Origin of the sequence: Nonomuraea sp. NPDC049624, assembly GCF_040675255.1 — a bacterium.
In the GTDB taxonomy this organism is placed as follows: domain Bacteria; phylum Actinomycetota; class Actinomycetes; order Streptosporangiales; family Streptosporangiaceae; genus Nonomuraea.
This window is the reverse complement of sequence record NZ_JBFAOR010000001.1, coordinates 1130360-1155896: the sequence shown is the minus strand read 5'-3', so window position 1 is coordinate 1155896 and position 25537 is coordinate 1130360. Positions and strand designations below refer to the sequence as shown.

The 25537-nt window shown below is 72.1% G+C and carries 20 protein-coding genes; 9 read left to right on the top strand and 11 right to left on the bottom strand.

Going from position 1 to position 25537, the window contains the following annotated elements; genetic code table 11:
- Nucleotides 1-27: 27 nt before the first annotated feature.
- From AB0J76_RS05980 to AB0J76_RS05970, 3 genes are read left to right on the top strand one after another with little or no spacing between them, the layout of a single operon-like run.
- Complete coding sequence (locus AB0J76_RS05980) at nucleotides 28-1317, top strand: ABC transporter substrate-binding protein (protein ID WP_352325272.1); 1290 nt, start codon at nucleotides 28-30, stop codon at nucleotides 1315-1317.
- Entirely contained in the window at nucleotides 1314-2234 is a 921-nt protein-coding gene (locus AB0J76_RS05975) for a sugar ABC transporter permease (RefSeq protein WP_352325273.1), read from the top strand. Before AB0J76_RS05980 ends, AB0J76_RS05975 begins: the two co-directional genes overlap by 4 nt.
- Nucleotides 2231-3046 (top strand): carbohydrate ABC transporter permease, encoded by an 816-nt coding sequence (locus tag AB0J76_RS05970; protein WP_352325274.1) that lies wholly within the window; start codon nucleotides 2231-2233, stop codon nucleotides 3044-3046. The genes AB0J76_RS05975 and AB0J76_RS05970 overlap by 4 nt, the downstream gene beginning before the upstream one ends.
- Here AB0J76_RS05970 and AB0J76_RS05965 read toward each other — a convergent pair.
- From AB0J76_RS05965 to AB0J76_RS05950, 4 genes are all read right to left on the bottom strand, one after another.
- A complete protein-coding gene (locus AB0J76_RS05965; protein WP_352325275.1) occupies nucleotides 3036-3866 on the bottom strand; it encodes an SMP-30/gluconolactonase/LRE family protein in 831 nt (276 codons plus the stop codon). The genes AB0J76_RS05970 and AB0J76_RS05965 overlap by 11 nt on opposite strands.
- 189 nt (nucleotides 3867-4055) lie before the next feature.
- The gene (locus AB0J76_RS05960; RefSeq protein WP_352325277.1) at nucleotides 4056-4814 is read right to left on the bottom strand and encodes an IclR family transcriptional regulator; all 759 of its coding nucleotides are present in this window, start codon (nucleotides 4812-4814) and stop codon (nucleotides 4056-4058) included.
- Between the two features lie 142 nt (nucleotides 4815-4956).
- Complete coding sequence (locus AB0J76_RS05955; protein ID WP_352325278.1) at nucleotides 4957-6051, bottom strand: sialidase family protein; 1095 nt, start codon at nucleotides 6049-6051, stop codon at nucleotides 4957-4959.
- Nucleotides 6048-7424 carry a hypothetical protein gene (locus AB0J76_RS05950; protein WP_364388894.1) on the bottom strand — a complete coding sequence of 459 codons (1377 nt, stop codon included), beginning with the start codon at nucleotides 7422-7424 and terminating at the stop codon, nucleotides 6048-6050. The genes AB0J76_RS05955 and AB0J76_RS05950 overlap by 4 nt, the downstream gene beginning before the upstream one ends.
- Before the next feature lie 169 nt (nucleotides 7425-7593).
- On the opposite strand from AB0J76_RS05950, the gene AB0J76_RS05945 reads away from it, so the two are divergent.
- A complete protein-coding gene (locus AB0J76_RS05945; protein WP_352325280.1) occupies nucleotides 7594-9000 on the top strand; it encodes an NAD(P)/FAD-dependent oxidoreductase in 1407 nt (468 codons plus the stop codon).
- Here the strand turns inward: AB0J76_RS05945 and AB0J76_RS05940 are convergent.
- The 4 genes from AB0J76_RS05940 to AB0J76_RS05925 form a co-directional block, all read right to left on the bottom strand.
- The gene (locus tag AB0J76_RS05940) at nucleotides 8988-9398 is read right to left on the bottom strand and encodes an STAS domain-containing protein (RefSeq protein ID WP_352325281.1); all 411 of its coding nucleotides are present in this window, start codon (nucleotides 9396-9398) and stop codon (nucleotides 8988-8990) included. The genes AB0J76_RS05945 and AB0J76_RS05940 overlap by 13 nt on opposite strands.
- 118 nt (nucleotides 9399-9516) lie before the next feature.
- Nucleotides 9517-10515, bottom strand: coding sequence for a hypothetical protein (locus AB0J76_RS05935; RefSeq protein ID WP_352325283.1), 999 nt, complete (start codon nucleotides 10513-10515; stop codon nucleotides 9517-9519).
- Entirely contained in the window at nucleotides 10512-11681 is a 1170-nt protein-coding gene (locus tag AB0J76_RS05930) for a hypothetical protein (RefSeq protein ID WP_352325284.1), read from the bottom strand. The genes AB0J76_RS05935 and AB0J76_RS05930 overlap by 4 nt, the downstream gene beginning before the upstream one ends.
- A 106-nt stretch (nucleotides 11682-11787) precedes the next feature.
- Nucleotides 11788-13083 carry a cytochrome P450 gene (locus tag AB0J76_RS05925; protein ID WP_352325285.1) on the bottom strand — a complete coding sequence of 432 codons (1296 nt, stop codon included), beginning with the start codon at nucleotides 13081-13083 and terminating at the stop codon, nucleotides 11788-11790.
- 204 nt (nucleotides 13084-13287) lie between these two features.
- Here AB0J76_RS05925 and AB0J76_RS05920 point away from each other — a divergent pair, with 204 nt between their 5' ends.
- The 3 genes from AB0J76_RS05920 (at nucleotide 13288) to AB0J76_RS05910 (ending at nucleotide 17961) form a co-directional block, all read left to right on the top strand.
- Nucleotides 13288-15474, top strand: coding sequence for a transglycosylase domain-containing protein (locus AB0J76_RS05920; RefSeq protein WP_364388890.1), 2187 nt, complete (start codon nucleotides 13288-13290; stop codon nucleotides 15472-15474).
- A 227-nt stretch (nucleotides 15475-15701) separates the two neighbouring features.
- Nucleotides 15702-16673: a LacI family DNA-binding transcriptional regulator gene (locus AB0J76_RS05915; RefSeq protein WP_352325287.1), complete on the top strand. Its 972-nt coding sequence runs from the start codon at nucleotides 15702-15704 to the stop codon at nucleotides 16671-16673.
- On the top strand, nucleotides 16660-17961 hold the full coding sequence (locus tag AB0J76_RS05910) for a serine/threonine-protein kinase (RefSeq protein ID WP_352325289.1): 1302 nt from the start codon (nucleotides 16660-16662) through the stop codon (nucleotides 17959-17961). Before AB0J76_RS05915 ends, AB0J76_RS05910 begins: the two co-directional genes overlap by 14 nt.
- A gap of 71 nt (nucleotides 17962-18032) precedes the next feature.
- On the opposite strand, the gene AB0J76_RS05905 is transcribed toward AB0J76_RS05910, so the two are convergent.
- Entirely contained in the window at nucleotides 18033-19394 is a 1362-nt protein-coding gene (locus AB0J76_RS05905) for a cellulose binding domain-containing protein (RefSeq protein ID WP_352325290.1), read from the bottom strand.
- Between the two features lie 268 nt (nucleotides 19395-19662).
- On the opposite strand from AB0J76_RS05905, the gene AB0J76_RS05900 reads away from it, so the two are divergent.
- Both AB0J76_RS05900 and AB0J76_RS05895 read left to right on the top strand, forming a co-directional pair.
- Nucleotides 19663-20736, top strand: coding sequence for a lytic polysaccharide monooxygenase (locus AB0J76_RS05900; protein ID WP_352325291.1), 1074 nt, complete (start codon nucleotides 19663-19665; stop codon nucleotides 20734-20736).
- Nucleotides 20733-21254, top strand: coding sequence for a hypothetical protein (locus AB0J76_RS05895; protein WP_364388885.1), 522 nt, complete (start codon nucleotides 20733-20735; stop codon nucleotides 21252-21254). The genes AB0J76_RS05900 and AB0J76_RS05895 overlap by 4 nt, the downstream gene beginning before the upstream one ends.
- Nucleotides 21255-21386: 132 nt before the next feature.
- On the opposite strand, the gene AB0J76_RS05890 is transcribed toward AB0J76_RS05895, so the two are convergent.
- Both AB0J76_RS05890 and AB0J76_RS05885 read right to left on the bottom strand, forming a co-directional pair.
- Complete coding sequence (locus AB0J76_RS05890; RefSeq protein ID WP_352327871.1) at nucleotides 21387-22976, bottom strand: cellulase family glycosylhydrolase; 1590 nt, start codon at nucleotides 22974-22976, stop codon at nucleotides 21387-21389.
- Nucleotides 22977-23051: 75 nt separating this feature from the next.
- The gene (locus tag AB0J76_RS05885) at nucleotides 23052-25532 is read right to left on the bottom strand and encodes a glycoside hydrolase family 9 protein (RefSeq protein WP_352327873.1); all 2481 of its coding nucleotides are present in this window, start codon (nucleotides 25530-25532) and stop codon (nucleotides 23052-23054) included.
- Nucleotides 25533-25537: the final 5 nt, after the last annotated feature.

Sequence of the window (25537 nt, the reverse complement as noted above, 5' to 3'; positions counted from 1 at the left end):
CATTCACCACATCCGTGAGACCGCCCGATGAGGCCCCGTACGACGCCGGCCGTCGTCGCCCTGGCTCTGGCCGCGGCGAGCTGCGGCGGCGGCGGCGGACAGGTACGGGCGGACGGCCCGGTCGAGATCACCATCTGGCACGGCCAGGAGGACACCTCGGCGAAGTCGATCGAGAAGCTGGTCGCCCGGTTCAACCAGAGTCACCCCGACATCAAGGTCGGCACCGAGTCCGGCGGCGCGACCGCAGACGGCATGCTACCCAAGATCACTGCCGCGCTCACCTCGGACGCCTACCCCGACATCGCCTACCTGTACGGCTCCTGGGCCCCCAACGTGGCCAGGAACCCCAAGACCGCCGACCTCACCTCCCGGGTCAAGGACCCGGCCGTCGGCTGGGACGACTTCTGGGCCAACGAGCGCGAGGCGGTCACCGTCCAGGGCAAGGTCATCGGCTTCCCCGCCGTGGTGGACAACATGGTGGTCCTCTACAACAAGAAGCTGCTGGCCAAGGCGGGCGTCAAGGCCCCCGGCCCCGACTGGACCTGGGACGACTTCCGCGACATCGCCAGGAGGACCACCGACCCGCAGAAGGGCGTCTTCGGCACGACCTGGGCGATCAGCGGCGGCGAGGAGGCCGTCTGGGGGCTCTGGCCGCTGCTGTGGCAGGCGGGCGGCGACATCCTCACCCCCGACCACAAGAAGTCGGCGTTCAACTCCGCGGCCGGGCAGCAGGCGCTCGGCCTGGTCCGGAGCATGGCCGTGGACGACAAGTCGGTCTATCTCGACTCCAGCCCTGCCGAGAAGGGCCAGAAGCTGTTCGAGTCCGGGCGGCTGGCCATGTTCCTGTCCGGCCCCTGGGTGCTGCCCGACCTCCAGGCGGCCAAGGTGGACTACGGCGTCGCGCGGCTGCCCGGCACGAACGGCAACCACGAGACCGTCTCCGGCCCGGACAACTGGGTGGTGTTCGAGCACGACGAGCGCCGCGTCAAGGCGGCGACCACGTTCCTGAGCTGGCTGACGGCGGCGGAGCAGCAGCTCGTGTGGATGACCGACACGGGCTCGCTGCCCATCAGGGCGTCGATCACCAAGCTGCCCGGCTACCAGGACTATCTGAAGAGATATCCGGGCATCGAGGTGATCTCCGAGAACCTGGCCAACGCCAAGCGGGTCAGGCCGCCCACCACCAAGTACCCCCGCGTGTCGTCCTTCGTCGCCGAGGCCATCGCGCAGGCGCTGCTGGGCAAGGCCGACGCCAAGACCGCCCTGGACGAGGCCGCGGCCAAGTCCGACGCGGTGCTGGCGGTGCCGGGCTCATGAGCAGCGCCGCCGTCGGCGCGCCCGCCGCCCGGCACGCCAGGAGGACCCGCGGGCTCGGCGACCACGTCGCGGGCTGGTCGTTCGCGGGCCCCGCCACGCTGATCATCCTCGGGTTCGCGCTGGTGCCGATGGCGTGGGCGCTGGCGTTGTCGTTCACCGACTCCGACCTGATGAAGACGCCCGAGAACGTCGGCCTGGACAACTACCGGGCGCTGTTCCAGGACCCGGTGTTCTTCCAGGCGGTGCGCAACACCGGGCTGCTGCTGGTGCTCTACATCCCCGCCTCGCTGGTCTTCGGCCTGGTGGTGGCGGTGCTGCTGAACAGGAAGGTGCGCGGGATCGGCTTCTACCGGACCGCCTTCCTGGTCCCGTACGTGGCCTCGGCCACCTCCGCCGGCCTGCTCATGGGCTACATCTTCGACCGCGACTTCGGCCTGATGAACGGCGTGCTCGGCCGGCTCGGCCTGCCGCTCCAGGGCTTCCTGAGCAGCCCGTCGCAGGCCATGTACGTGCTCACGCTGATCTTCTTCTGGACCCGGTTCGGCTTCGCCGTGGTGATCTACCTGGCAGCCATCCAGGAGATCGACAAGTCGGTGCTGGAGGCCGCCTCCATCGACGGCGCGGGGCGGTGGGCCACGTTCCGGCACATCGTCGTCCCGTCCGTACGGCCGATCACGGTCTTCCTCGCGGTCTGGGGTGTGATCGACGCGCTGCAGTTCTTCGACCTGGTCATGACCACCACCCAGGGCGGCCCGGCCAGCGCGACCGTGACCATCGTCTACTACGTCTGGCAGCTCGCCTTCCGCTACTCGGCCGCCGGGTACGGCGCGGCCATGGCGTACACGCTGTTCGCCGGGACGCTGCTGCTGATCGTCGCGGGCCTGGTGGTCGCGCGGCGGAGAGGGGCCGTGCGATGAGGCGACGCCTGCCCAGCAAGTGGCACCTGGTGCTCGCGCCGATGTCGGTGGTGACGCTGCTGCCGTTCGTGTGGCTGGTGCTCAGCTCGGTCATGACGCAGGCCGAGCTGAACAGGTTCCCGCCGCCGATCCTGCCGGAGGGCGTCGACCTCGGCGGCTACCGCACGGTCATGGAGCGCTCCGACTTCCCCCGCTGGTTCCTCAACAGCGTGCTGGTGTCGAGCGCCATCGTGGCGGCGCAGGTCGTGCTCTGCAGCATGGCCGGGTACGCCTTCGCCCGGATCCGTTTCATCGGCTCCCGGCTGACGCTGGTCCTGATCATCGCGACCGCGCTGATCCCGTTCCAGCTCACCGTGATCCCGACGTTCCTGATGTTCAGCCAGGCCGGGCTGGTGGACACGCTCGGGGCGCTGGTCATCCCGCAGCTCAGCTCGTCGGTCGGGATCTACCTGATGACGTCGTTCTTCCAGTCCTTCCCGAGGGAGCTGGAGGAGGCGGCGCGGATCGACGGGTGCTCGCGGGTCGCGCTGTTCTTCCGGGTGGTGCTGCCGGTCGCCAAGCCGGCGCTGGCGGCGCTCGCCGTGATCACGTTCATCACGGCCTGGAACGACCTCTTCTGGCCGCTGGTGGTGATCAACTCCGAGGCGAACTACACCGTGCAGGCGGGGCTGACCACGTTCCAGGGCCAGCACCGGGCCGACTGGCCCGCGATCATGGCGGGCACGGTGCTGACCACCCTGCCGGTGCTGGCCGTGTTCCTGTTCGGCCAGCGCCGGTTCGTGCAGGCGCTGACCGGGGCGGTCAAGGGGTGAGGCCGCGGTAGGGGTTGGCGGGCAGGCCGGTGTGGGGGGTGCGGCAGCGCCACAGCTCCCCGCCGGCGGCGCCGTCCCAGGCGGTGGTCACGTAGAGCACGTCGAGGTCGGGGCCGCCGAAGGCGCAGCTCGTCACGTTGGCCGCGGGGACCTCCACGGTGAGGTCCGTACGCCCGTCCGGGCGCAGCCGCACGACCGCCGCGCCGCCCCACAGCGCGACCCACACGTGGCCGGCGGTGTCCACGGTCAGGCCGTCGGGGCTCGGCAGGGCGGCGAACTCCCGGCGGCCGTCGAGCGTGCCGGTCGCCGGGTCGTAGTCGAAGACGTCGATCCGGTCGGTCGCGGTGTCCACGTAGTACATCAGGCGCTCGTCGGGGCTCCAGCCGACGCCGTTCGAGATCGTGACGCCGTCCAGCACCTTGTCGCACGTACGGTCCTGGCTCAGGCGGTAGAGCGAGCCCGCGCCGGGGGTGTCGTCCTCGGCCTTGGTGCCGGCGAAGAAGCGGCCCGCGCGGTCGCAGGCGCCGTCGTTCATCCGGTTGCCCGCGGGCTCGGGCGGCCGGGCGACCAGTTCGGTGCGGCCGTCCGCGTGGCGGGCGAAGCCGTCCCCCAGGGCCAGCATGAGGCCGCCGGAGGCGTGCGGCACGGCGACGCCGACCGGCCGGCCCAGCTCGATCGTCTCCCGCTCGTCGCCGGCCGGGTCGAGCCGGTGCACGTGGCCGGCGGGGATGTCGACCCACAGCAGGGTGCCCGTGGCGGCGTCCCACCTCGGGCCCTCCGCGAGGGCGGCCCGGGGGACGGGGACCTTCTCCAGCTTCATGCCCATGCATCCTTCTGGTCCGTGATACGGAATGCTGTTCCGCATTCCATCTGACCGTAGCTGGTCGAGGTCCCTTTGGGGAGAGGGGGGAGCCGACGCCACCGCACGATGCGGAGGCCCGGGGGCCGGGGCCCGGCGCGGCAGGACTGCGGCGGGGGCGGGAGCGGAGGCGGGCGGCTCGGGGTGCGGTCAGACCTGGGCGGAGATGGCGCGGCGGAGGCCGAGGCCGACCTCTTCGAGGCGGGCGACGGACATGCGGTCCTTGATCGCGGTCACGCTCACCGCCGCCACCGGCGCGGTCTTGCCCAGGAAGACCGGCGCCGCCACGCACCGCACCCCCGGCTCGTTCTCCTCCAGGTCGAGCGCGTACCCCCGCTGCCTGACCTGGTCGAGGTGGGTGGCCAGCTTGGCGGGGTTCGTGATCGTGTTCCTGGTCCTGGCCGACAGCGGCCCGTAGCGCTCGGCCCACGCCCTGACCGCCTCGTCCGTGGGGTACGTCCAGGCCAGCAGCGCCTTGCCGACGCCCGTGCAGTGGGCCGCGTTGCGCCCGCCGACCACCGAGGTCATGGTGATCGACCGGACCGCCTCGACCTTGTCCAGGTAGACGACCTCGCCGCCGTCGAGCATGGCCATGTGCACGGTCTCGGAGAACTCCTCGCTCAGCCGCAGCAGCAGCGGCCGGACGAGCGTGCGCAGATCCATCGTCTCGTAGAACCGGAAGGCCGTGGCCAGCATCTCGGTGCCGAGGAAGTACGGCCCGCTAGGCTCCGGCTGGGCCGCGAAGCCCCGGTGCTTCAGCGCGCCGAGCAGACGGTGGAGCGAGCTCTTCGGCAGCCGCAGCCTGGTGGCCAGCTCGTCGAGCGTCACTCCCCTGCTGTGCCTCCCGATCTCCTGCAGGATCAGCAGGGCACGATCGACGCTCCCCACAGGGGACTGGGTCTCAGCCACTGAACTCTCCCTCGCCTGTTCCGCTGATCGGAATGCTAGCGCGTAATACGGAACACTCCGCACACGCGGTCGCACAGTGGTCGTCTCAGCGTAGTCAGCACAGCCCTGTGTCAGCACAGAGCCGCGGGAAAGGAACGGGCGGCTACGCCCGGCGGGGGTCGAGCCCGGCGACCGGGATGCGCCGGAAGGCGATGGTCTCGTACGGCCCGAAGTCGCCGGTCTCGAACAGCAGCCCCACCGTGTCGTCGTCCACCCTGACCAGGTCGGAGTAGGCGGCGGGCAGGCCCGACACGGTGTGCACGGGATGCCAGGTGACCCCGGCGTCGGTGCTGGCCCGTACCGTCATCAGAGCCCGCGCGTCGGGCGCGGCCGGGCCGGAGAACAGCAGCACGCCGGGCGGCTCGCACCACAGCACGCTGCCCTCCACCACCGGCCCCGCCAGCCCGGCCTGCGGGCGGAAGGGCAGGTCGAGCCGCTGCCCGCCGTCGGAGGAGCAGGCGTCGGCGCGGGTGCCCGGCGCGGCGGAGTCCGTCCTGGCGTTGAGGTAGAGGCGGCCGTCGGGCAGCTCGGTCGCGGTGGTCTCGTTGACGTTGACGTAGCCGTCGGGGTTGTCGTCCACGTAGCCGATGCGCCAGGTACGGCCGCCGTCGTCGCTGAGCAGCGCGTGGCCGCCGTCGTACCGTCCCTCGGTGCCGTCGTCCGAGCCGGACGGGGGCAGGGAGTGATTGCCCGGCACCACGACGCGCCCGCTCCGGAGCCGGACGGCGTGCCCGGGGCCGGTGGCGTACCAGCGCCACTCGGGGCGCCTGACCTGGGCGGTGATCTCGCGAGGGGCCGGCCAGCTGACCCCGTCGTCCGCGCTGACCTGGACGAACACCCGCCGCGCCGCGGCCGCCGGCACCTGGCCGCGCCTGATCTTCGCCTCCGTCGCCGCCGGGCCCTGCCGGACCGTGACGAGCAGGATCCGGCCGTCGTCCAGCACCACGGGCGCGGGGTTGCCGACCGCGCCGCGGTTCGGTTCCGTGGCGACCACCTGGAGCGGGCCCCACGTCAGGCCGCCGTCGGAGGACCGCCTGAGCACCAGGTCGATGTGCCCCGAGTCACCGGCGGACCCGCGCCGCCCCTCGGCGAAGGCGAGGAGCGTCCCGGCCCCGGTCACCACGACCGCCGGGATGCGGAAGGTGTGATAACCCTCGGTCGCCGCCCGGTACACCACGGACGTGGGGTAAGGAGTCATGCGCGAACGCTAGGCCCCGCAGGTGAACGTCTCCCGACCTCCGGCGGACGTCCCGGTGCCAGCCCGGCGGCCAGGCAGGCCAGGGGGAGAGCCGGCACGACGTACCGCACGTCGTACCCGCTCAGGAAGGACGGCGCCACGACCAGCACGGCGGCGGCCACACCGGGCAGCAGCGCGTCCGGCCGCCGCCTTACGGCCGCCACCGTGAGCGCGCCCCCGAGCAGCGCCATGAGCACCGGGTACGGCAGGTAGCCGAAGCGCTGGTAGGCCCGCAGCCAGCCCGCGTAGGGCTCGACGATCCGCGTGTCCGCCGGCCCGCCCTCGTACGCCCCGGCGATCCGCCGTACGGACGCGCGCAGCGGGCGCTCCTCGTAGGGGAACCAGTACGGATTGGTCTTCCTGTCCGACGCCTTCCTGGCCGTGGTGCGCTCCCAGCGCAGCAGCCACCGCAGGTCGCGCCCGACGGCGGCCAGGTAGTCGCCGGGCTGGGCGAGGACGGCCTCGCGGGCGAAGCGGCCGGCCGGCGCGTTCCGGTCGCCGGGGACGGCGGCCAGGGTGGGCCCCCACATCCAGTGGGCGGGAGAGGGCCGCCCGGCCACCGGCGTCCTCGGGCAGAGAGGGGCCAGCTCGGGCTCCGGCCTGATGACCGAGCAGTCGGCGAAGGTCATCGTGCGGGCCCACAGGAACAGGCCGTCGGCCCTGGTCAGGCCGAAGGTGCCGCTGGTGGCCCACATCCAGGAGGCGTACCCGAGCAGCGGCGCCGCGCCCGCCAGGACCAGGCAGAGCAGCGCGCGCGGCCCGGGACGGCGCAGCAGCAGGCAGGCGGCGGCCACCACGAGGACGGCCACCCCGATCGTGCGGGTGACGGCGGCCAGGCCGAGCAGCACGCCGCCGGCGGCCGCCGTGACCGGGGTGAGCCGGCCCGACAGGGCCAGGATCCCGGCCGTGACCAGCACGGTGAACAGCGCGTCCGCCATGATCATGTGTTCCAGCAGGATCAGGAACTCGTCGTACAGCAGCGGCGCGACGGCGGCCGTCGCGCCCCAGCCGGGCAGGCCACGCCGCCGCAGCAGGGCGTAGACGGCCACGGCGAGCGCCAGCCCCGACGCGTGCTGCACGGCGGCCACCAGCGCCAGGCTCTTGCCGGGCCCGAGCGCGGCCAGGAAGAGCGAGTACCCGAGCGGCCGGAACGCCCCGGGCACGGGGTCGGCCGCGGCCTCCAGATAGGAGAACGAGTCCGCCCAGAACCACAGCGCGGGCCGGTACCCCGCCATCGCGAGCAGCCGCAGCGCGACGGCGGGCACCAGCGCGACCAGCAGCACCCGATGCCGCCCCAGGGCGTTTCCGGGCAGCACGAACACAGGAGACGGCACCGGCATGGGGAGCTCCTTCATGGGAGTGCCGAGCGGGCTCCCCCGGACGGCGCGGGCATCTACCCGGTCTCTCCGTCGCGGGCCGAAAGGGTTCACGCCCGTGGCCACCTCGGGCGGCGCGAGCAGGGCATGAAAGAGTGCGAATCGAAGACGAGTGTGGGGAGGCAGCGTGGCTGAGGAGTTCGACGTCATCGTGATCGGGGCCGGTCCGGCGGGCGAGAACGTCGTCGCGCGGGCGGTGCGCGGCGGGCTGAGCGCCGCGATCGTCGAGGAGCGGCTGGCCGGCGGCGAGTGCTCCTACTGGGCGTGCATCCCGAGCAAGGCGCTGCTGCGCCCGGTCGACCTGGCCGGCGAGGTGTCCCGGGTGCCGGGGCTCTCCCTCGGGCCGATCGACGTGGCCGCGGTGCTCGCCCGGCGCGACGAGGCGGTCTCGCGCTACGACGACTCAGGCCAGGTGAGCTGGGTCGAGGGCGTGCCGGCGGAGTTCGTCCGCGGCAGGGGGCGGCTCGACGGCGAGCGGCGGGTGGTCGTCACGACCCCCGACGGCGGCGAGCGGGTGCTCACGGCCCGGCAGGCGGTCGTGCTCGCCACCGGCAGCACGGCGGCGGTCCCGCCGGTGCCCGGCATGGCCGAGGCGAAGCCGTGGACCAGCCACGAGGTCACCGCCGCGACGAAGGTGCCCGAACGCCTGGTGGTGATCGGCGGCGGCGTGGTCGCCTGCGAGATGGCGCAGGCCATGCACGGGCTCGGCGCGCGGCAGACGACCGTGCTGGTGCGCGGCGGCGGGCTGCTGGCCAGGATCGAGCCGTTCGCGGGCGAGCTGGTGGCCCGGTCGTTCGCCGAGGCGGGCATCGACGTGCGCCTGCACACCGACGTGGTCAGGGTCGAGCGGCCCGAGCCGGGCGGCAAGGTGACCGTGCACCTGTCGGAGGGTCCGCCGCTGGAGGCCGACGAGCTGCTGGTGGCCACCGGCCGCAAGGTCGCCACCCGTGGGATCGGGCTGGACACGGTCGGCCTGCCCGACGACGCGCCCGTCGAGGTCGACGACAGCATGCGGGCCACCGGCGTGCCGGGCGGCTGGCTCTACGCCGTCGGCGACGTCAACGGCCGCACGCTGCTCACCCACATGGGGAAGTACCAGGCCAGGATCTGCGGCGACGTGATCGCGGCGCGGGCGCACGGCGACGACCTGCCCGCCATGCGCGACCTGGCCGACGGCTTCGGCGCGCCGCAGGTGGTCTTCACCGACCCGCAGGTCTGCGCGGTCGGCCGTACGGAGGCCGAGGCCAGGGAGGCCGGCTTCCGGGTGCGCGCGGTGGAGTACGACCTCGGCTCCGTCTCGGGCGCGTACCTGCTGGGCGACGGCTACCGGGGGCACGCCAAGGCCGTGGTGGACGAGGACAGGAAGGTGCTGCTCGGCGTCACCTTCGCCGGTCCGGGCGTCGGCGAGCTGCTGCACGCCGCCACGATCGCGGTCACCGGCGAGGTGCCGCTCGACCGGCTGTGGCACGCCGTGCCGTCGTTCCCGACCGTGAGCGAGATCTGGCTGCGGCTGCTGGAGACCTACGGGTTGTAGGCGACGCCCGACGTCCCCCCGGACCATGTCGGGGGGACGGGCGGCGGGACGGCGCCCACCGTCAGCTCCGCCACGGTCTCCTCGACGCTGCCGCGCAGCTCGACGTGGGAGAGCAGGTCCGTCAGCCGCAGCGCCGACAGCAGGTGGTCGGACGGTCTGACCACGATGATCCGGCCGCCCGGCTCCGCCTCCATCCGCTGGATCGCCGTGGCCAGCACGCCGATGGCGGAGGAGTCGTAGAAGACCAGGTCGGCCAGGTCGAAGACGAGGACGGGTCCGGGCGACCAGTCCCACACCGTGTTGACGTGGGCGCTGAACCTGACCCGTCCCGCGTGGTCGAGCTCGCCCGTGGCGCGCATGACGGTGCACTGCTGATGCCGGATCGTCTCGATGCTCAAACCGTTCCCGCCCACCCATGACAACTGCCCTCAGAACGGCGTTATCACAGGTGATCACCAGTTTCCCGTCGAAACGGCGGGCTCTCGCAGGTCGCGCGGCCGAGGGAGCCGGGCCCCGCTAGTCCGAGGTGCCGGACTCCAGCGTCGGCAGCACGCCCGGCACCCGCTCGATCACCACGAGGAACGGCGAGACCGTCGGGCTCGGCAGGACGAGCTCGGTGACGTTCCCGTGGACGGTCTGCCCGAAGGGCCCGGCCACGCCGTCCCTGAGGCTGTAGACGCGCTCCACCGTCGGGGCCGCCGTGCCGAGGAGCTTCCTGGTGGCGTGCCGCAGCCAGCGCAGCTCGCTGTTGACCCGCCGCCAGGTCGCCGGGATCATGCTGGCCGCCTCCGCCTTCGTGCCCAGCCGCAGCGTGATCCGCCCGCTGGCCCCGAACGTGTCGCGCAGCACCGGGTTGACCACGAACATGCCCGACCGCAGGACGCGCACGCCCTGCCGGTTGACGTTGGCCAGGCCGCCGCCGCTGATCAGCGAGGACAGCTCGCAGCGGGAGCCGTCGAGCGTGTCGGGGTCGTAGTCGACCTCGGGCGGCTCCTCGAACACGATCTTGTTCAGCCGCAGCCCGGCCGCCCCGTCGTCCTGGACCCGGCCGGACAGGAACGTGCGCACCTCGTCGCAGACGCCGTCGCCCTCCATGATGTCCAGGGCCTCGACGCAGATCAGCCCGTCGTCCGGGATTTCCTCGGGGGTCAGGTCGAAGGCCACGCGGGCGTGCGGGTTGCGGCCGCGCAGCAGCACGCACTGGCGCAGGCGGCCCTGGGAACGGATCTGGACGCAGCGGGGCGTCGTGAAGTCGGGGCCCGTCCTGCCGGTGTGCCAGCCGCTGACCGACCGCTCGTCCATGGACAGCGACATCTGCACCCGCAGCGGCCGTCCCTGCGCGGACACCTTGAAGCCGACCAGCCCGGACGTCTCGAACCTGCCCACGATCTGGCTGCCCCGGTGCAGCCGGTCGATCACCTGCAGCGCGGGGAACCGCCCGCTGGTCACGTGCACGGGCGGGATCGCGGGCAGGATCACCGGGTCGAGCTCTGTGATGGGTCCTGTTCCGGTCATCGGGCGCTCCTCGCGGGGGTCAGTGGGGTCTTGGCCAGGTCCTGGAAGTCGAATCGGGTGAGTACGGGGTCGCGCCGCTCCCACATGCGGCGCACCGCCTCGAAGAGCGGGTCGCCGTCGGGCTCAGCGTGCCGCAGGGCGACCGCCAGGGCCCGCGGATAGTCGGGGCCGAGCTCCCAGCGCGGCAGGACCTGGGTCGGCACGTCGGCGCCGCAGCGCCGCAGCCACAACCACAGGCGGGCACGCTCGCGCTGCTCCGGGCCGAGGATCGTCTCCGCCTTGCCGTGCACGGCGACGGCCTCGCCGAGCCGGTCACGCAGCTCCTGCGGCGTGCGCGCCAGATGGGTGGCCCCGCAGGCGGCGCCCTCCGACCAGCCGGCCTGGATGACGGGGACGCCATAGGCGGGCAGATCGCTGCCGCCGAACGTGACGGCGACGTCGGTCATGCTCCACAGGATGTTCGGCGACAGCAGGCCGGAGCGCAGGCGGTCGAGGAACAGCCAGTTGGCCGACTCCTCGGTGGCCGCGTACCGCTCGGTCTCCTGGAACAGCTCGGTGTCGCGGCCCGGCATGTGGCCGAACACCGTGATCGTGGGCCGGCCGGGGTCCAGGCGCAGCCTGGAGCAGCCGTAGAGGCGGAGCTGGCGGCGTTCGGTGTCGGTGCGGACCTGGTAGCCCTCCTTGGCCCGCCAGGCCGTACGCTCGGCGCTCGGCCGGATCGCCTCCCTGTTGGGCCAGATCTGGCGCTCGAAGAACTCCGCGATCCGGCCGGGCAGCTCCTCGCCGAAGGAGACGGGGGTCTGAGCCGGGAAGAGCGCGTACGCCTGCAGCGACCCGGTGCCGTGCACGTGCACGACCGGGATGTCGGTGCGCACGCCGGGATCGATCCGGCTGGTGACCAGCGCGTCGGGCGGCCCGAGATCGGCGGCGGCCCCGAACGCCTCGGCCAGCGGCCGCCACCGCGGGTCGGTGAGCACGACCAGCCGGGCCGACAGCAGCCCGCACACGGCCTTGGCCACCATGACGGTGCGCACCACCGCCCGGACGTCCTCGTCGAACGCCTCGGCCACCACGCAACCCGTGTCGCCGGCGCTGTCCCCCCAGTACGCCCTGGCGGCCGAGACCAGTTGATCGACCTGCTCCTCGTCGTCCACGACACGACGCATGAAATCCTCCACCAAGGCCAGGAAGAACCGCCCCGGTGAACGTTGCCAGACCCTCGCGCGCGCACCCGCGCGACAACACGCTTCTTTGCCCGGCGCTGCCCGAATCTCAGACGGCCTCGACCTGGTCGATGACGAAACGGCTGTTGGGGACGGCCGGGGCGCGCCACGACGGCATGCGCAGGTCCTGGGCCGGCACGCCGTAGGTCATCCAGCGCGTCAGCGCGGTCACCGCCAGCTTCATCAGGTCCACGGTGATCCACTCGCCGGGGCACCGGTGCCCTTCGTAGTGGTCGCCGCCGCCCTGGGGGACGAAGTCGTACTCGCCGCCGTCCCATTCGGCGAACCGTTCCGGGCGGAACTCGCCTGGGCGGTCCCACAGCCGCGGGTCGTGGTCGATGCCGTACAGGTCGAGCAGCGTCCGCCGGCCCTGCGGGAAGTGCTCGCCGTTCCAGGTGAAGGGCTTGGCCACCCTGGCAGCGACGAACGGGAAGAACGGGTAGAACCGGCGTACCTCCTGGACGAAGTGCTCGACGAACTGCTCGTCGCCCTCGCGGACGCGCTCGTAGTACTCCGGGTGGGCGTGCAGGGCCATGGCCGCGAACGTCACGAACCTGGCCACCGCCACCGTGGGACGCAGCACGTTGTGCAGCTCGACGGCCGCGGTCCTGGCCGGGAGCAGGGTGCCGTCGGGGTCGCGGTAGCCCGCGATCAGGCCGGTCACCGTGCCGGCGAAGCGGCCGGGGTCCTCGCGGGCGAAGCGGATCAGGCCGGACAGCCACAGGTCGCCCTTGATCCGGGCGTACCGGCCGCGCAGGTAGCGGGGGCCGAGCCCGCCCGCGCCCTCGATGGCCGCCTGGAGGGTGGCGGTGACCTCGGGCACCCGCGCCGGCGGCAGCGGCACGCCCGTCCAGTCGCAGACCGCCTGGCACAGCAGCCTGCTGACCTCCTCGTACAGGACGATCCGCGGCATGCCCTGCCAGGCGCGGATGCGCTCGCGCCAGCGCCGGCCGGCCAGCTCCGCCAGCCGGTCGCGGCCCTCCCGGCCCATCAGCGACATGAACATGGCCTTGCGCGCCCGGTGGGGCTCGCCGTCGAGGGCCTGCACGCCGTTCCTGCCGAACAGCGTCGCCTGGAGCCGCCGGGGCGCGGCGCCGTCCCGGACGAACAGCTCGGGGTCGTAGAACACCTCGGCGGCCTGCGCGCCGGTCATGCAGATGGTCGGCTGGAGCAGCAGCCGCGTCTCGAAGACGTCGGAATCGAGCCGCCGCGCCCGGTCGCCGATGAAGCGGTACGGGTCGAGCAGCAGCGTCAGGGTGTCGTCCAGGACGGGCCTCCGGCGGGGAGCGGTGACCGGCTCACGGACCCGTGCCTGCTCGCGTGGCAACACTCGGTGAGAAGTCATGACCACGCCCTATCCCCGCAGACCCACAGGAAACGAATTCGACGGGAAACCCGGCGAACCAAATCCCGTGGTTCGGCGTCTCACCCGGGGTAGAAGCATCCACCGCCGGCGCGCGCTTCGTCTTTTTACAGAGAGCAGGTCATGGGCGGGTTTAGGATGCACCCAAAAGCCGAGATGGGGAGGTTTTTCCGCATGGGTTCCCGAATGTCGAGCATCGTGCGCCTGACCGGGGCTGCGATGGCCGCGGGAGTGGTGGCCGCGGCCATCGCGTTGCCGGCGGTCGGCGGCACCGGAGCGATGTTCGTCTCGGCATCCGAGGAACTGAACATCAAACCGGAAGACCTCAAAGAACCGCCGCTCGCCGAGAAGACGACCGTCCTCGACGCCAAGGGCAACCAGATCGCCCAGTTCTACGAGGAGTACCGCGAGAACGTCTCGCTCGACCAGGTGGCCGACATCATGAAGACGGCCATCATCTCCATCGAGGACTACCGCTTCTACGAGCACGGCGCGATCGACATCGAGGGCACCGTGCGCGCCCTCGCCAAGAACCTCAGCAGGGGCGGCATCGCCCAGGGTGGCTCCTCCATCACCCAGCAGTACGTCAAGCAGGTGCTGCTCAACTCGGCCACCACCGAGAAGGAGAAGAACGCGGCCCTCGAAGCCAGCTACGCCCGCAAGCTCAAGGAGCTGCGCTACGCGATGGCGGTCGAGGAGAAGTACAGCAAGGACGAGATCCTCGGCAAGTACCTCAACATCGCCTACTTCGGCGCCGGCGCGTACGGCGTCGAGGCGGCGGCCAAGCGGTTCTTCGGCGTCTCGGCGGCCGAGCTGACGCTCCCCCAGGCGGCCACGCTGGCCGGCGCGGTCCAGGACCCGAACCGGACCGACCCCAACCTGGGCAAGGAGTCGCGCGCGCAACTGCTCAACCGGCGCAACGTGGTGCTCGACCGGATGCTGGAGCTCAAGAAGATCACTCCTGAGCAGCACGAGGAGGCCAGGGCCAAGAAGCTCGGCTACAAGGGCACCCCGCTGCCCGGCGGCTGCGGCGCCAGCCAGTACCCGTACTTCTGCATGTACGTGCGCAACGAGATCCTGAGCAACCCGGCCTTCGGCAAGACCAAGAAGACCCGCACCCAGTTCCTCAACCGGGGCGGCCTGGAGATCAAGACCACGATCGACCCGAAGATGCAGAAGGCCGCCGAGGAGGCCATCAAGAAGCACGTCTACGCCTCCGACAACCCGGTCGCCTCCGAGGCCCTGGTCAAGCCGGGCACGGGCGAGATCAAGGCCATGGCCGCCAGCCGCAAGTACGGCAACTCCAGGCGCAAGCACGAGATGTCGTACAACGTGGTGGCCGACGCGGTGCACGGCGGCGGCGTCGGCTTCCAGGCCGGCTCGACGTTCAAGACGTTCACCCTGCTCACCGCGCTCAAGCAGGGCATGAAGATCAACGACGGCTTCAACGTGGGCAGCGGCTACACCGCCCCCAACTACTGGGCGTTCAAGAACTGCAAGGGCCAGAACGTCGGCGACCCCAGCCACACCGTCACCAACGACGAGGGCGGCGGCGGCTTCAAGTCGCTGGCCACCGGCACCTGGGGCTCGGTGAACACGTTCTTCATGACGCTGGAGCAGAAGGTCGGCCTCTGCAAGGTGGTCGAGACCGCCAAGTCGCTCGGCATCAAGCGCTCCGACGGCGGCAAGCTCCAGGAGTTCGAGACGTTCACGCTCGGCATCAACGAGATGGACCCGGTGACCGTGGCCACGGCCTACGCGGCGATCGGCGCGCGCGGCAAGTACTGCCCGCCGACGGCCATCACCCAGATCACCGACCGCAACGGCAAGGTGACCGAGTACAAGCCCAAGTGCACGCAGGCGTTCGACCCCGAGGTCGCCGACGCGGCGGCGAACATCCTGTCCGGCGTCTTCACCAAGGGCACGATGCGAGGGGTCGGCGGCATCGGCCGGCCGGCGGCGGGCAAGACCGGCACCACCGACGACCAGGCCACCGCCTGGTTCGCCGGGTTCACCCCCGACCTGGCCGGCGCGGTCAGCATCGGCGACCCGCGCGGCTCGACGACCCACAAGCTGAACAGCATCACCATCGGCGGCAAGTACTACCCCTCGGTCTTCGGCGCCTCGATCCCCGGCCCGATCTGGAACGCCACCATGAAGGCCGCGCTCAAGGGCACCCCGGCGACGGCCTTCACCCCGGTCGACTCCTCCCGCTTCGGCGGCTGCGGCCAGGGCTGCGCCCCCCGCAGGCAGGAGCCCGACGACAGGGACCAGGGCCTCACCGACGTCAACCCCGACGGCGACTTCGGCCCCGGCCAGGGTTACCAGTTCGGCGACGGCAACGGTCACGGCCGCGGCCGGGGCAGGCGCTAGAGACAGGCGTCAGGGGTATCCGGCGCGTCCCGGATACCCCTTACGGACGGGCAATATGTCGTGATCGACCTGCGGCGGGAAAACCTCGGGCGGTGACCACCGCCCCCACCTGAGCAGATTCGGCGGGCGTCCGCACACCCGGACGCACCCCCTGCAAAGGCCCTATTAACAGCGACGAAACATTGGTAACGTGGGAGCGCTCCCAGGATCTTTCCGCGAGGTGCTCCATGACCGAGCAGCCCACACTGGCACAGGTGGCGGCCGCTGCAGGGGTTTCCCCCGCGACCGCATCTCGAGTCCTCACGGGCTCGGTGCGGGTCAGTACCTCGACCCGCCGGCAAGTCTACGACGCCGTCTCCCGCATGGGCTACGTCCGACAACGCGCGCCCAGGGGCAGCGCCGCCAAGACGCTGACCGACGGCGTCACGGCGGTGATCTGCGACCATCTCCCCCGCCTGTTCTCCGAGCCCTACTACGCCAGGCTCCTGTCCGCCGCCGGAGCGGTGATCGCCGAGCACGGCACCCACCTCATGGTGACGACCGTGACGCCCACCTCCTCCACGCTGCCCGCTTTGTCGGGCGCCGTCCTCATCGTCGGCGCGCGAGAACGCCATCCGCTGGCCATCAAGCTGTCCACCGCCGGCATCCCGGTCCGCAACATCGGCCGGCCGCCCCACGACCTCAAACTCCCCTACGCCGACGTGGACAACCTCGACGGCGGCCGGCAGGCGGCCGAGCACCTGCTGTTACAGGGCCGCAGGAACGTGGCGGCCATCGGCGGCCCGCCCTCCCTGCCCGCCGCCCGCGACCGGCTCGAAGGGCTCGTCCGCACCCTGCGGTCGGCCGGCGCCCCCGACGTGCCCGTGGCCTACGGCGACTTCACCGCGGCCTCGGGCACGCACGCCATGCAGTGGCTGTTACGCCACGCGCCCGGCCTCGACGCCGTCTTCGTCGCCTCCGACCTGATGGCGGCCGGCGCGATCCAGGCCCTGCGCCGGGCCGGCCGCAAGGTGCCCGCGGACGTCGCCGTGATCGGCTTCGACGACGCCCCCGTGGCCCGGCACACCGTCCCGGCGCTGACCACCATCCGCCAGCCCGTCGAGGAGCTCGCCACGGTCGCCACCCGCCTGCTGCTGACCGGGGCGACGGGGATCGACCCCGTCCTGCCCACGGAACTGGTCATCCGTGAGTCAGCTTGAGCCGGGGGACGTGCTGGCCCGGCGGTACCTGCTGCTGGACCCGCTGGCCCACGGCGGCATGTCGGTCATCTGGCGTGCCTTCGACCAGTCGTTGCAGCGGCTGGTCGCGGTCAAGGTGCTGACCGCCTCCCTCCACACCGACCACGGCGAACGCGTCCGGGTGCGCAGCGAAGCCCGTGCCGCGGCCCGGTTCATCCACCGGGACTCGATCGAGATCTACGACTACGGCGAGACCGTCACCGCGAAGGGCGGCGTCGCCGCGTACGTCGTGATGCCCCTGCTCGACGGCACCCCGCTGGCCGAACGCATCGCCGAGGGGCCGCTGCCGTGGACCGAGGCGGCGGCCATCGCCCTGCGGCTGGCCCGCGTGCTGATGGCCGGGCACGCCCGCGGCCTGGTCCACCGGGACGTCACCGCCGAGAACGTGCTCCTCACCGCCGACGGCCCCAAGCTGCTCGACTTCGGCATCGCGGCCTGGGCCGGCGACCCCGACGACGACCGCGGCACCCCGCCCTACGTCGCCCCGGAACGCCTCCTCGCCGCCCCCACCCACCCGGCCGTGGACGTGTACGCCCTGGGCGTGCTGCTGTTCGCCATGCTCACCGGGCGCACCCCGTACCCGGAGACGACGTGGGAGGAGATCGAGGCGGCGCGCCGGACCGATCCCCCGCCCCGGGTGACCGGCGTGCCGCACGGCGTCGCCTCGCTCTGCCAGAGCTGCCTGGCGCACCTGCCCGAGGAGCGGCCCACGGCCGAGCAGATCGTCGCGGCGCTGACCTCGGCGCTCGGCACGGCCGGAATCGCCCGGCAGGTGCGGCGCGGGCTGACGGCGGCGGGGTCGGCGCTGCTGGCGCTCACCGTGCTGCTGTGGTTCCAGCGGTCCGAGCCGGAGCCGGTGCTGTCGCCGCAGGTCACACCATCCGTCACGCCCCCCGTCACGCCATCTGTCACGCCCTCCGTCACGCCCTCCGTCACGCCGGCCGCCTCGGCGTCGGCCTCCCGGGCGCTGCGGAGCTCACCGGCCGGGCCGCTCACCGTCGAGCAGGCCGTGGACGGCTTCCACGACACGCTCGAAGACGGCGAACCGTGCGACACGACCGACGCGGACGTGGTGCTCGACCTGAAGCAGGTGCTGGACTCGCTGGTCCGCGGGCCCGTGGTCACCGGCACGGCCGAGGTGCGGCGCAAGGTCGCCGACCGGGCCAGGGAGGGCCGCCTGGCCCCCGCCTGCCGGGCGGAGCTGGAGGCCAGGCTCAAGGTGATCGACCGGGCCATGAAGCCCGGCTGAGGGGTACGGCGGGACCCTCTCCCCTCACGCCCGCCGGATCAGGCGCAGCCGCACCCCTCGCGCCCGCCGGGTCAGGCGCAGGCGTACCCCGAGGGCACCCGTGTGTCGCCGTCGGGCCGGGCGGCCTGGAAGCCGAACGTCGTGCTCGCGTTCGGGGCCAGGGTGCCGTTGTAGGGGAGGTTCCGCACGGTCACGGCGCCGCCGCTGACGGAGACGTTCGCGCCCCACGAGCCGGCGACCGTGTGGCCCGGCGGGAGCGTGAAGGTGACGGTCCAGCCGTTCAGGGTGGCGGTGCCGCGGTTGGTGACGGTGACCGGCTGGATGACGTAGCCGTTGCTCCAGGCGTTCTGCGTGGTCGCGGTCACGGCGCAGCCGCCTCCGCCGCCGCTCTGGGTGGTGACCGTGACGGCCGCGGACTCGGGTGAGAGGTTGCCGGCGCCGTCGCGGGCCCTGACGCGGTAGCGGTAGGTGGTGGCGGGGGTCAGGCCGGTGTCGGTGTAGGAGGTCGTGGCGCTGGTGCCGACCTGGGTGAAGGTGTCGCCGGTGGCGCGCAGGATGTCGTAGCCGGCCAGGCCGCTGCCGCCGGTGTCGGTGGAGGCGCCCCACGTCAGGGTGGTCGCGGCGGCGGTCGTGCCGGAGGCGGCCGGCGTGCCCGGCGTGGACGGCGGCGTCCGGTCGGTGGTGCCGCCGCCCGAGCCGAAGGTGAAGGAGTCCACGGCCAGCCCCGCGCCGCCCACCCAGGGCTCGAACCCGGCCTGGACGCTGGTCAGGTACCACGAACGCTGGGCGTAACCGCGGCTGACGGCGTCGGAGTAGAAGGTGTCGACGGCGAAGTCGAGCGAGGAGGTCGCCGAGGTGCGCACGTAGGAGACGACGTTCCAGCCGATGTTGCCGTACCAGACCTGCCAGGTGCCGCCGGCCAGGGTCGCCGTGCCGACCTGGGAGCCGACCGGCTGGATCGGGCCGCGCTTGTTGAGCCAGATCATCACCTCCGCGCCGGTGTTCTGGCCGTCGGTGCGCGGGGTGGGGTCGAACCAGATGTCGTAGGCGGCGTCCCAGGTCCCGGAGGCGGGGTAGGTCATGGCGACCGTGGACCTCAGCGCGCCGAAGCCCGCCGAGCTCGCCTGCGCGGGCAGGCCGCTGCCGGTGGTGCAGGCGGCGTAGTGGCAGCCGGCGTAGACGGCCGGGTAGGCGGCGGGGGCGCCGTTCGTGGCCTTGTCGTGGTCGGCGCGGGTGACGGTGAAGCCGCCGTTCTGGTTGACGTCTATGCATTGCGCGGTGTCGGCGCCCCAGACGTTGTTCATGACGATGTAGCGGCCGCTCTGGACGGTGGCCGAGGCCCACTTCTCGCACAACACCGGGGCGGCCTGCGCCGGTGCCGCGAGCAGGCCGGCGCCGAGTGACGCCGCGACGGCCAGGATGATGATCTGCACGCGCCTCATGGCATGTTGCTCCCGCTTCTCTGGTCGAGGGAGGTGCTGGGAGCGCTCCCATCGTTCAGCGTCCCGGCGTCGCCCCTCGTACGGCAAGCGGCCGGGCCCGCGCCCGCCGGCCCGGTGCCGGGCCACCAGGGCAACCGTGACCGAGATCGGCTGAAAGTTTCACACCGCGTTGTCGGGACGGCGCCGCCCATGGTTCAATGCGCTGGCCGGGCGGGCTGATCGTGGGCGTTCCTGTGTTCCCCTGCGCGAAGGAATCCCCATGAAACACTTTCGGACGGCGGCGCTCACCGCCGCCCTGGTCCTGCTGGCCACCGTCCTGATCGCGCCGCCGCAGGCGCAGGCCCACGGCGTGTCCATGTTCCCCGGCGCCAGAACCTTCCTGTGCTGGCAGGACGGCCTGCGCGAGAACGGCCAGATCCAGTCCTACAACCCGGCCTGCGCGGCGGCCGTCGCCCAGAGCGGCGCGACCCCGCTCTACAACTGGTTCGCCGTGCTGCGTTCCGACGGCGCCGGGCGCACCAGCGGCTTCATCCCCGACGGTCAGCTCTGCAGCGGCGGCACCGGCGGCCCCTACGACTTCACCGCCTACAACGCCGTCCGCTCCGACTGGCCGCTGACCCACCTGACGTCGGGCGCGAGCATCCAGATGCGGCACAGCAACTGGGCCCAGCACCCCGGCACCTTCGTCTACTACGTCACCAAGAACGGCTGGAACCCCGACGGCCCGCTCAAGTGGTCGGACCTGGAGTCGTTCGGCAGCGTCACCAACCCGCCCGCCAGCGGCGGCCCCGGCGGGCTCAACTACTACTACTGGAACGCCCAGCTCCCCTCCGGCAAGACCGGACGGCACATCATCTACACCCACTGGATCCGCTCCGACAGCAACGAGAACTTCTACAGCTGCTCCGACGTCGTCTTCGACGGCGGCAACGGCCAGGTCACCGGCGTCGGCCCCGGCGGCGGCACGCCTTCGGGCACGCCCACGTCCACCCCGACGATCACCCCGACGGTGACCCCGCCCCCCGGCGGCTGCACCGCCACCTGGAAGGCCACCGACACCGGCTGGGCCGGCCACTTCCAGGGCGAGGTGACGGTGAAGAACACCGGCACGACGTCACTGAACGGCTGGACGGTCAAGTGGACCTACCCCGGCGGCCAGGGCTTCGACGGCGCCCCCTGGAACGGCGTCCTGTCGTCCCAGCCGCCGAACGTCTCCGTCAGGAACGCCTCCTACAACGGTCAGCTCGCGCCGAACGCGTCCACCACGTTCGGCTTCAACGCCACCGGCTCGATCCCGAGCCCCGCACCCGCGCTGACCTGCACGAGCCCGTGACCGGAGCACGTCGCGGGAAGATCGCGGCAGGCGTCGCCCTGGCCGGCCTGGCGCTGGCCGGGGCGACGCTGTTCGCCGCCCACCAGGAGTCGGCGCGGCTCGACCAGGAGCTCGCCGCCCAGGTGACGCTGATACTCGAACGGGCCACCCCTGAGGAGCACCACGACCACGGGCACGGCTTCGGATCGCGGGTGGTGTGCGCGGTGGAGCCGTTCGGCACGGACCCGCCGGACGCCGCCGGCCTGGCCGAGGTGCGCTGGGTCTACGCCCGGCACCTGTGCGCGATCGTCGGCGAGAGCCGCGACTGGGCGATGTCCGTCCGGGCCTCGGGGCCCATCGCCGTCCGGCTGGGCGTGCCGCCGCAGGTCAAGGTGCCGGCCGCCGGGCCCGGATATCCGGAGCGGGTCCGGGCGCTGATCCCCGCGCGCTACCACGACGAGGCGTTCGCCGACTTCTCGGACGAGGCGGCCATCGACGCGGCCCGCGAACGTTTCTCCCACGCCCAGGACCCGCGCTGACCGCGTCCAAGGCCGGGACACGGCGGGCGGCGCAAACGGACGCGGCCGGCTGGGGGTTCGCCGGCCGCGTCCGTCCCATCCGGGCGGGATGGTGTCGCGGGCAGGATCAGTTGATCGGCCTCACCTCCTTCTCTAGCCGGCGCAGGTGTAGCCGGACGGAACGGACGTGTCGCCGTTCGGACGACCGGCCTGGACCCCGAAAGCGGTGGCGGCGCCGGGCGCGAGCGTGCCGTTGTAGCTCAGGTTCCGCGCCGTCACGGTCCGCCCGCTGACCGTCACCGCGGCGTTCCAGAAGCCGGTCACGGTGTGGCCGGCGGGCAGCGTGAACGTCACCGTCCAGCCGTTCCTGGTGGCCGTGCCGGTGTTGGTCACCGTGACGGGCTGCAGGACGTACCCGTTGCCCCACTGGCTCTGGACGGTCCCCACGGCCGTGCAGCCGCCGTCGCCGCCGCCGGCCAGGGTGGTGAAGGCGGCCGTGGGCGAGGCGGCCGACTGGTTGCCCGCCGCGTCCCTGGCCTTGACGTGCACCTGGTAGGCGGTCGAGGGCGACAGGCCGGTCAGGGTGATCGAGGTGGTGGCCGTCGCCCCGAGCGGGACGCCGGCCGAGGTGTAGACGTCGTACCCGGTCACGCCCACGTTGTCGGTGGCGGCCGGCCAGGTCAGGGTGGCGCCGGACGAGGTGACGTTCGAGGCCGCCGGGGCGCCGGGGGCGCTCGGCGGGGTCGGGTCGGTGGTTCCGCCGTAGACGGACGCCGGCCGGGCCGTGGCGGCGATGCCGTTGGCGCCGTTGAACAGCCGCTGCCCCCACGGGGTGAGCCGGGTGACGTCGAAGCCGGTGACCTGGTCGAGGTACTCGACGCCGCCGCCGTTGCCGCTCCACGACCAGCCGAGGTAGCCCAGGCCGCGGCTCACGGCCTGGGCCATGATCGTGTCCTCGTCGGGGTCGCCGTCGGAGTGGTTGACCCCGAACTCGCCGATGACCAGCGGCAGCCCGGCCGCCCGGAACGCGTCCAGGTACGACGTGATCTCGGCGGCGGTGTCGTAGACGCCGTACATGTGCACGGAGAAGATCGTGTTCTTGTCGGGGTCGGCGGCGAGGACGGACGCGGCGTTGTCCCGCATGACGTTCTGCCAGTCCTGGCCCCAGGCGGGGGCGTCCACCATCAGCGCGTGGTGGATGCCGTTGGCGCGCAGCTTGGTGATCGCGGCCTTGGTGGCCTCGGCCCAGCCGGGCGTGGTGGCGTTGTTGCCGATCGGCTCGTTGCCGATGTTGACGACGACGTAGTCCTCCTGTCCGGCCAGGGCGCTCTTGACGCTGATCCAGTAGTCGGCGGCCTGGTCGAGCGTGTACGCGCCGCTCTGCTCGCCGTACCCGGTGGTGTCGTGGTCCTCCAGCACGCAGATGAGCTTGTTCTGCTTGCACAGGGAGACCACGCCGGCCACGTCGGAGGTGGAGTTGGCGCTCCACCGGCCGCCGCTGAGCACGACGCGCACGGTGTTGGCCTTCAGCGACCTGATGTCGGCGAACGCCTTGGTCTGGGCCGGGTACCAGGTGTGGGCGTGGCTGGTGCCGCGCATCACGAACTCCTGGCCGTTGCCTTCCAGGATCTTCGTGCCGCTCACGTGGATGCCGGTGGCGGCCCGCGCCGCGGTGCCCGGCAGGATCAGGGAGGCGGCCACGAGCGCGGCGGCGAGCGCCGGCGCGGTGAAGGGTGATCGCATGTGCTGCCTTTCCCTGAGCCGGTGGATCCGCCCCCGCCCCTGCTCGGTGGCCGGGGCGAGGGCGGGGTCGGGGGCTCAGGCGGGGGTGCAGGTGATGGCGGGGGTGGACGGCGTGCCGTTGGCGATGAAGCCGAACGTGGTCGTGGCGCCGGCGGCGAGCCCGCCGTTCCACGTCTCGTTCCTGACGGACACGGACGAGCCGGTCTGGGTGAGCTTGCCGCCCCAGAGCTGGGTGATCTGGTTGGCCGACGTCCAGGCGGCCGTCCAGCCCGTGATGGCCGCCGGGCCGGCGTTCCTGACGGTCACCTCGGCCTGGTACGCGCCGCCCCAGGAGTTGGTGACCTTGAACGTGGCCGCGCAGCCGCCCTGGGGCGGGTCGGCGGTCGTGAACGACGTGCCGTCGGACGGCGTCGAGCTGTTGCCCGCCGCGTCCCTGGCCACCACCGAGACCGTGTACGCCGTCGCCGGGCTGAGCCCGCCCAGGTCGTACGAGGTGCCGGTGGCCGTGCCCGCCTTGGCGGCTCCCAGGTAGACGTCGTAACCGGTCACTCCCACGTTGTCCGTGGAGGCCGTCCAGCTCAGCTTCGCCGCCGTGCCCGTGATCCCGGAGACCGCGGGTTTGCCCGGCTTGCTGGGCGCTGTCGTGTCCTGCTCCTCCGGCCCCGGGGGCTCACCCCAGATCTTGGTGGCGCCGCTGTAGAGGGTGATGTTCTTCGTCTGCACCGGCGTCGCGCCCGGCGTGGCCGGGATGCCCTGGTACGACCAGTCGTCGGCCGGGTTCCAGGCGCCCGCGCTGGTGATCCTGAACTGCACCTCCCTGCGGTGCTGCGACTGCCCGGCCGGGGCGATGGCCTGCCCCGAGCAGTCGATGTCCACGTAGAGCACGCTCCCGCCGGCCGAGCCGAGCGTGGGGGCCTTGCAGTGCGTGTAGGCCGACGACACGCTGATCTGCGAGGCGGTCGTCGAGCCGTCGAGGGTGAAGTAGTAGCGGAACGAGCCGTCCGACAGGACCTGGGCGGGCCAGGCCGACTGGTTGCGCACGATGGCCTTGATCTCGGTGAAGTTCGTGCCGGAGGCGTTCACGCCGGCCTCGACGAAGATCTCCGGGCCGTCCGGGGTCTCGGCGGGCGGGAAGTTCGCCGCGGGCGCTCCCCCGTACTCCTTGTAGAGCCGGGCCAGCGCGCTGGTGAAGCCGGCGTTGTAGTCGGTCGCGACCTCGTTCATCACGTAGTCGTCGCGTTTGTCGGCGTAGACGTCGTCGGGGTCGGGCGGGCCGCCGACCAGCGCGCCGTACAGGGTGTGGCGGCTGTTGACCGGGTTGGTGATCTGGTCGGTCCACGAGCCGTGCGCGGTGCGGTGGTGCGGGTTCTTCGGCGGGTTGGCCCCGAACCCGATCAGGTACGAGGAGTTGCGCGGGTTGTCGCCGAGCGCGTAGTTGATCTGCCGGACCGCGAAGTCGTGGTAGCGGGCCTTGCGCTCGGGGTCGCTGATCGAGTCGCTGTGCACGAGCGCGACGAACGAGGTGTTGGCCGCGTACCGCAGCGACCCCCACCGGTCCAGCACGGCCTGGCCGCCCGGCGAGTATTTGACCTTGGAGCCGTTGACGCCGACCGTCCACCAGTCGAGCCAGCGGTCGGCGTCGTCCAGGTACTTCTGCTTGCCGGTGAGCTTGTGCAGCAGCACGTACGCGCCGTACGACTTGTCGTCCCAGGCGATCGTCCACTTGTACGACTTCGTCGTGGTCTGTGGTTCGTTGCCCAGGTTGTCGTAACCGGCCTCGGCCTTGGCCAGGTAGGCGGCGTCGTTCGTGGCCCGGTAGAGCCAGATCGCCCCCCAGACCAGCTCGTCGTTGTAGCCGCTCCAGGAGTTGTAGTAGCCCTGGGCGTCGCTGATGCAGTCGCTGTACTTCTTCCTGACCGTGTCGGCGAAGGAGTAGAGCTGCTTGGCGTGCGTCACCAGCTTGTCGGCATACGCCGGATCGGTCGGGCGGAAGACGATCGACGAGGCCGCCATCGCCGCCGCCGTCTCCCCCGCCAGGTCCGAGCCGCCGCAGGACGCGTCGATCTTGTAGGCGGGCCGGTTCATCTGCATGGCCTCGGCCGGCCCCCACCAGGCGTGGTCGGTGCCGCCGTTGCCGACCTGCCCGTACAACACGCTGGCCGACGGGTGGGCCTTGACGAAGTAGTCGTTGACGAACCTCAGGTTGTTCAGCAGGTGGGTGAGCTGGCCGGAGCCCGCGTAGGCGTCGCGGTACTCCACGCCGCCCCAGGCCAGCATCGTGGCCGAGAAGGCCATCGGGAAGCCGAACTTGACGTGGTCGCCCGCGTCGTACCAGCCTCCGGTCAGGTCCAGCCCGGCGTCCTTGCCGTCGTTCAGGCCCGAGTCGCCGCGCCAGGAGACGCGGTTCCAGGCGGGCAGGTCGCCCGACTGCTGGGCCTCGTAGAACCACAGCGACTTCTGCAGCGCCTCACCGTAGGCGAAGGCGGGCGCGGCCGCGTGGGCCACCGGCCCCACCCCTGCGAGCAGGGGCAGGACCAGCGACGCCGCGGCGATCATCGCCG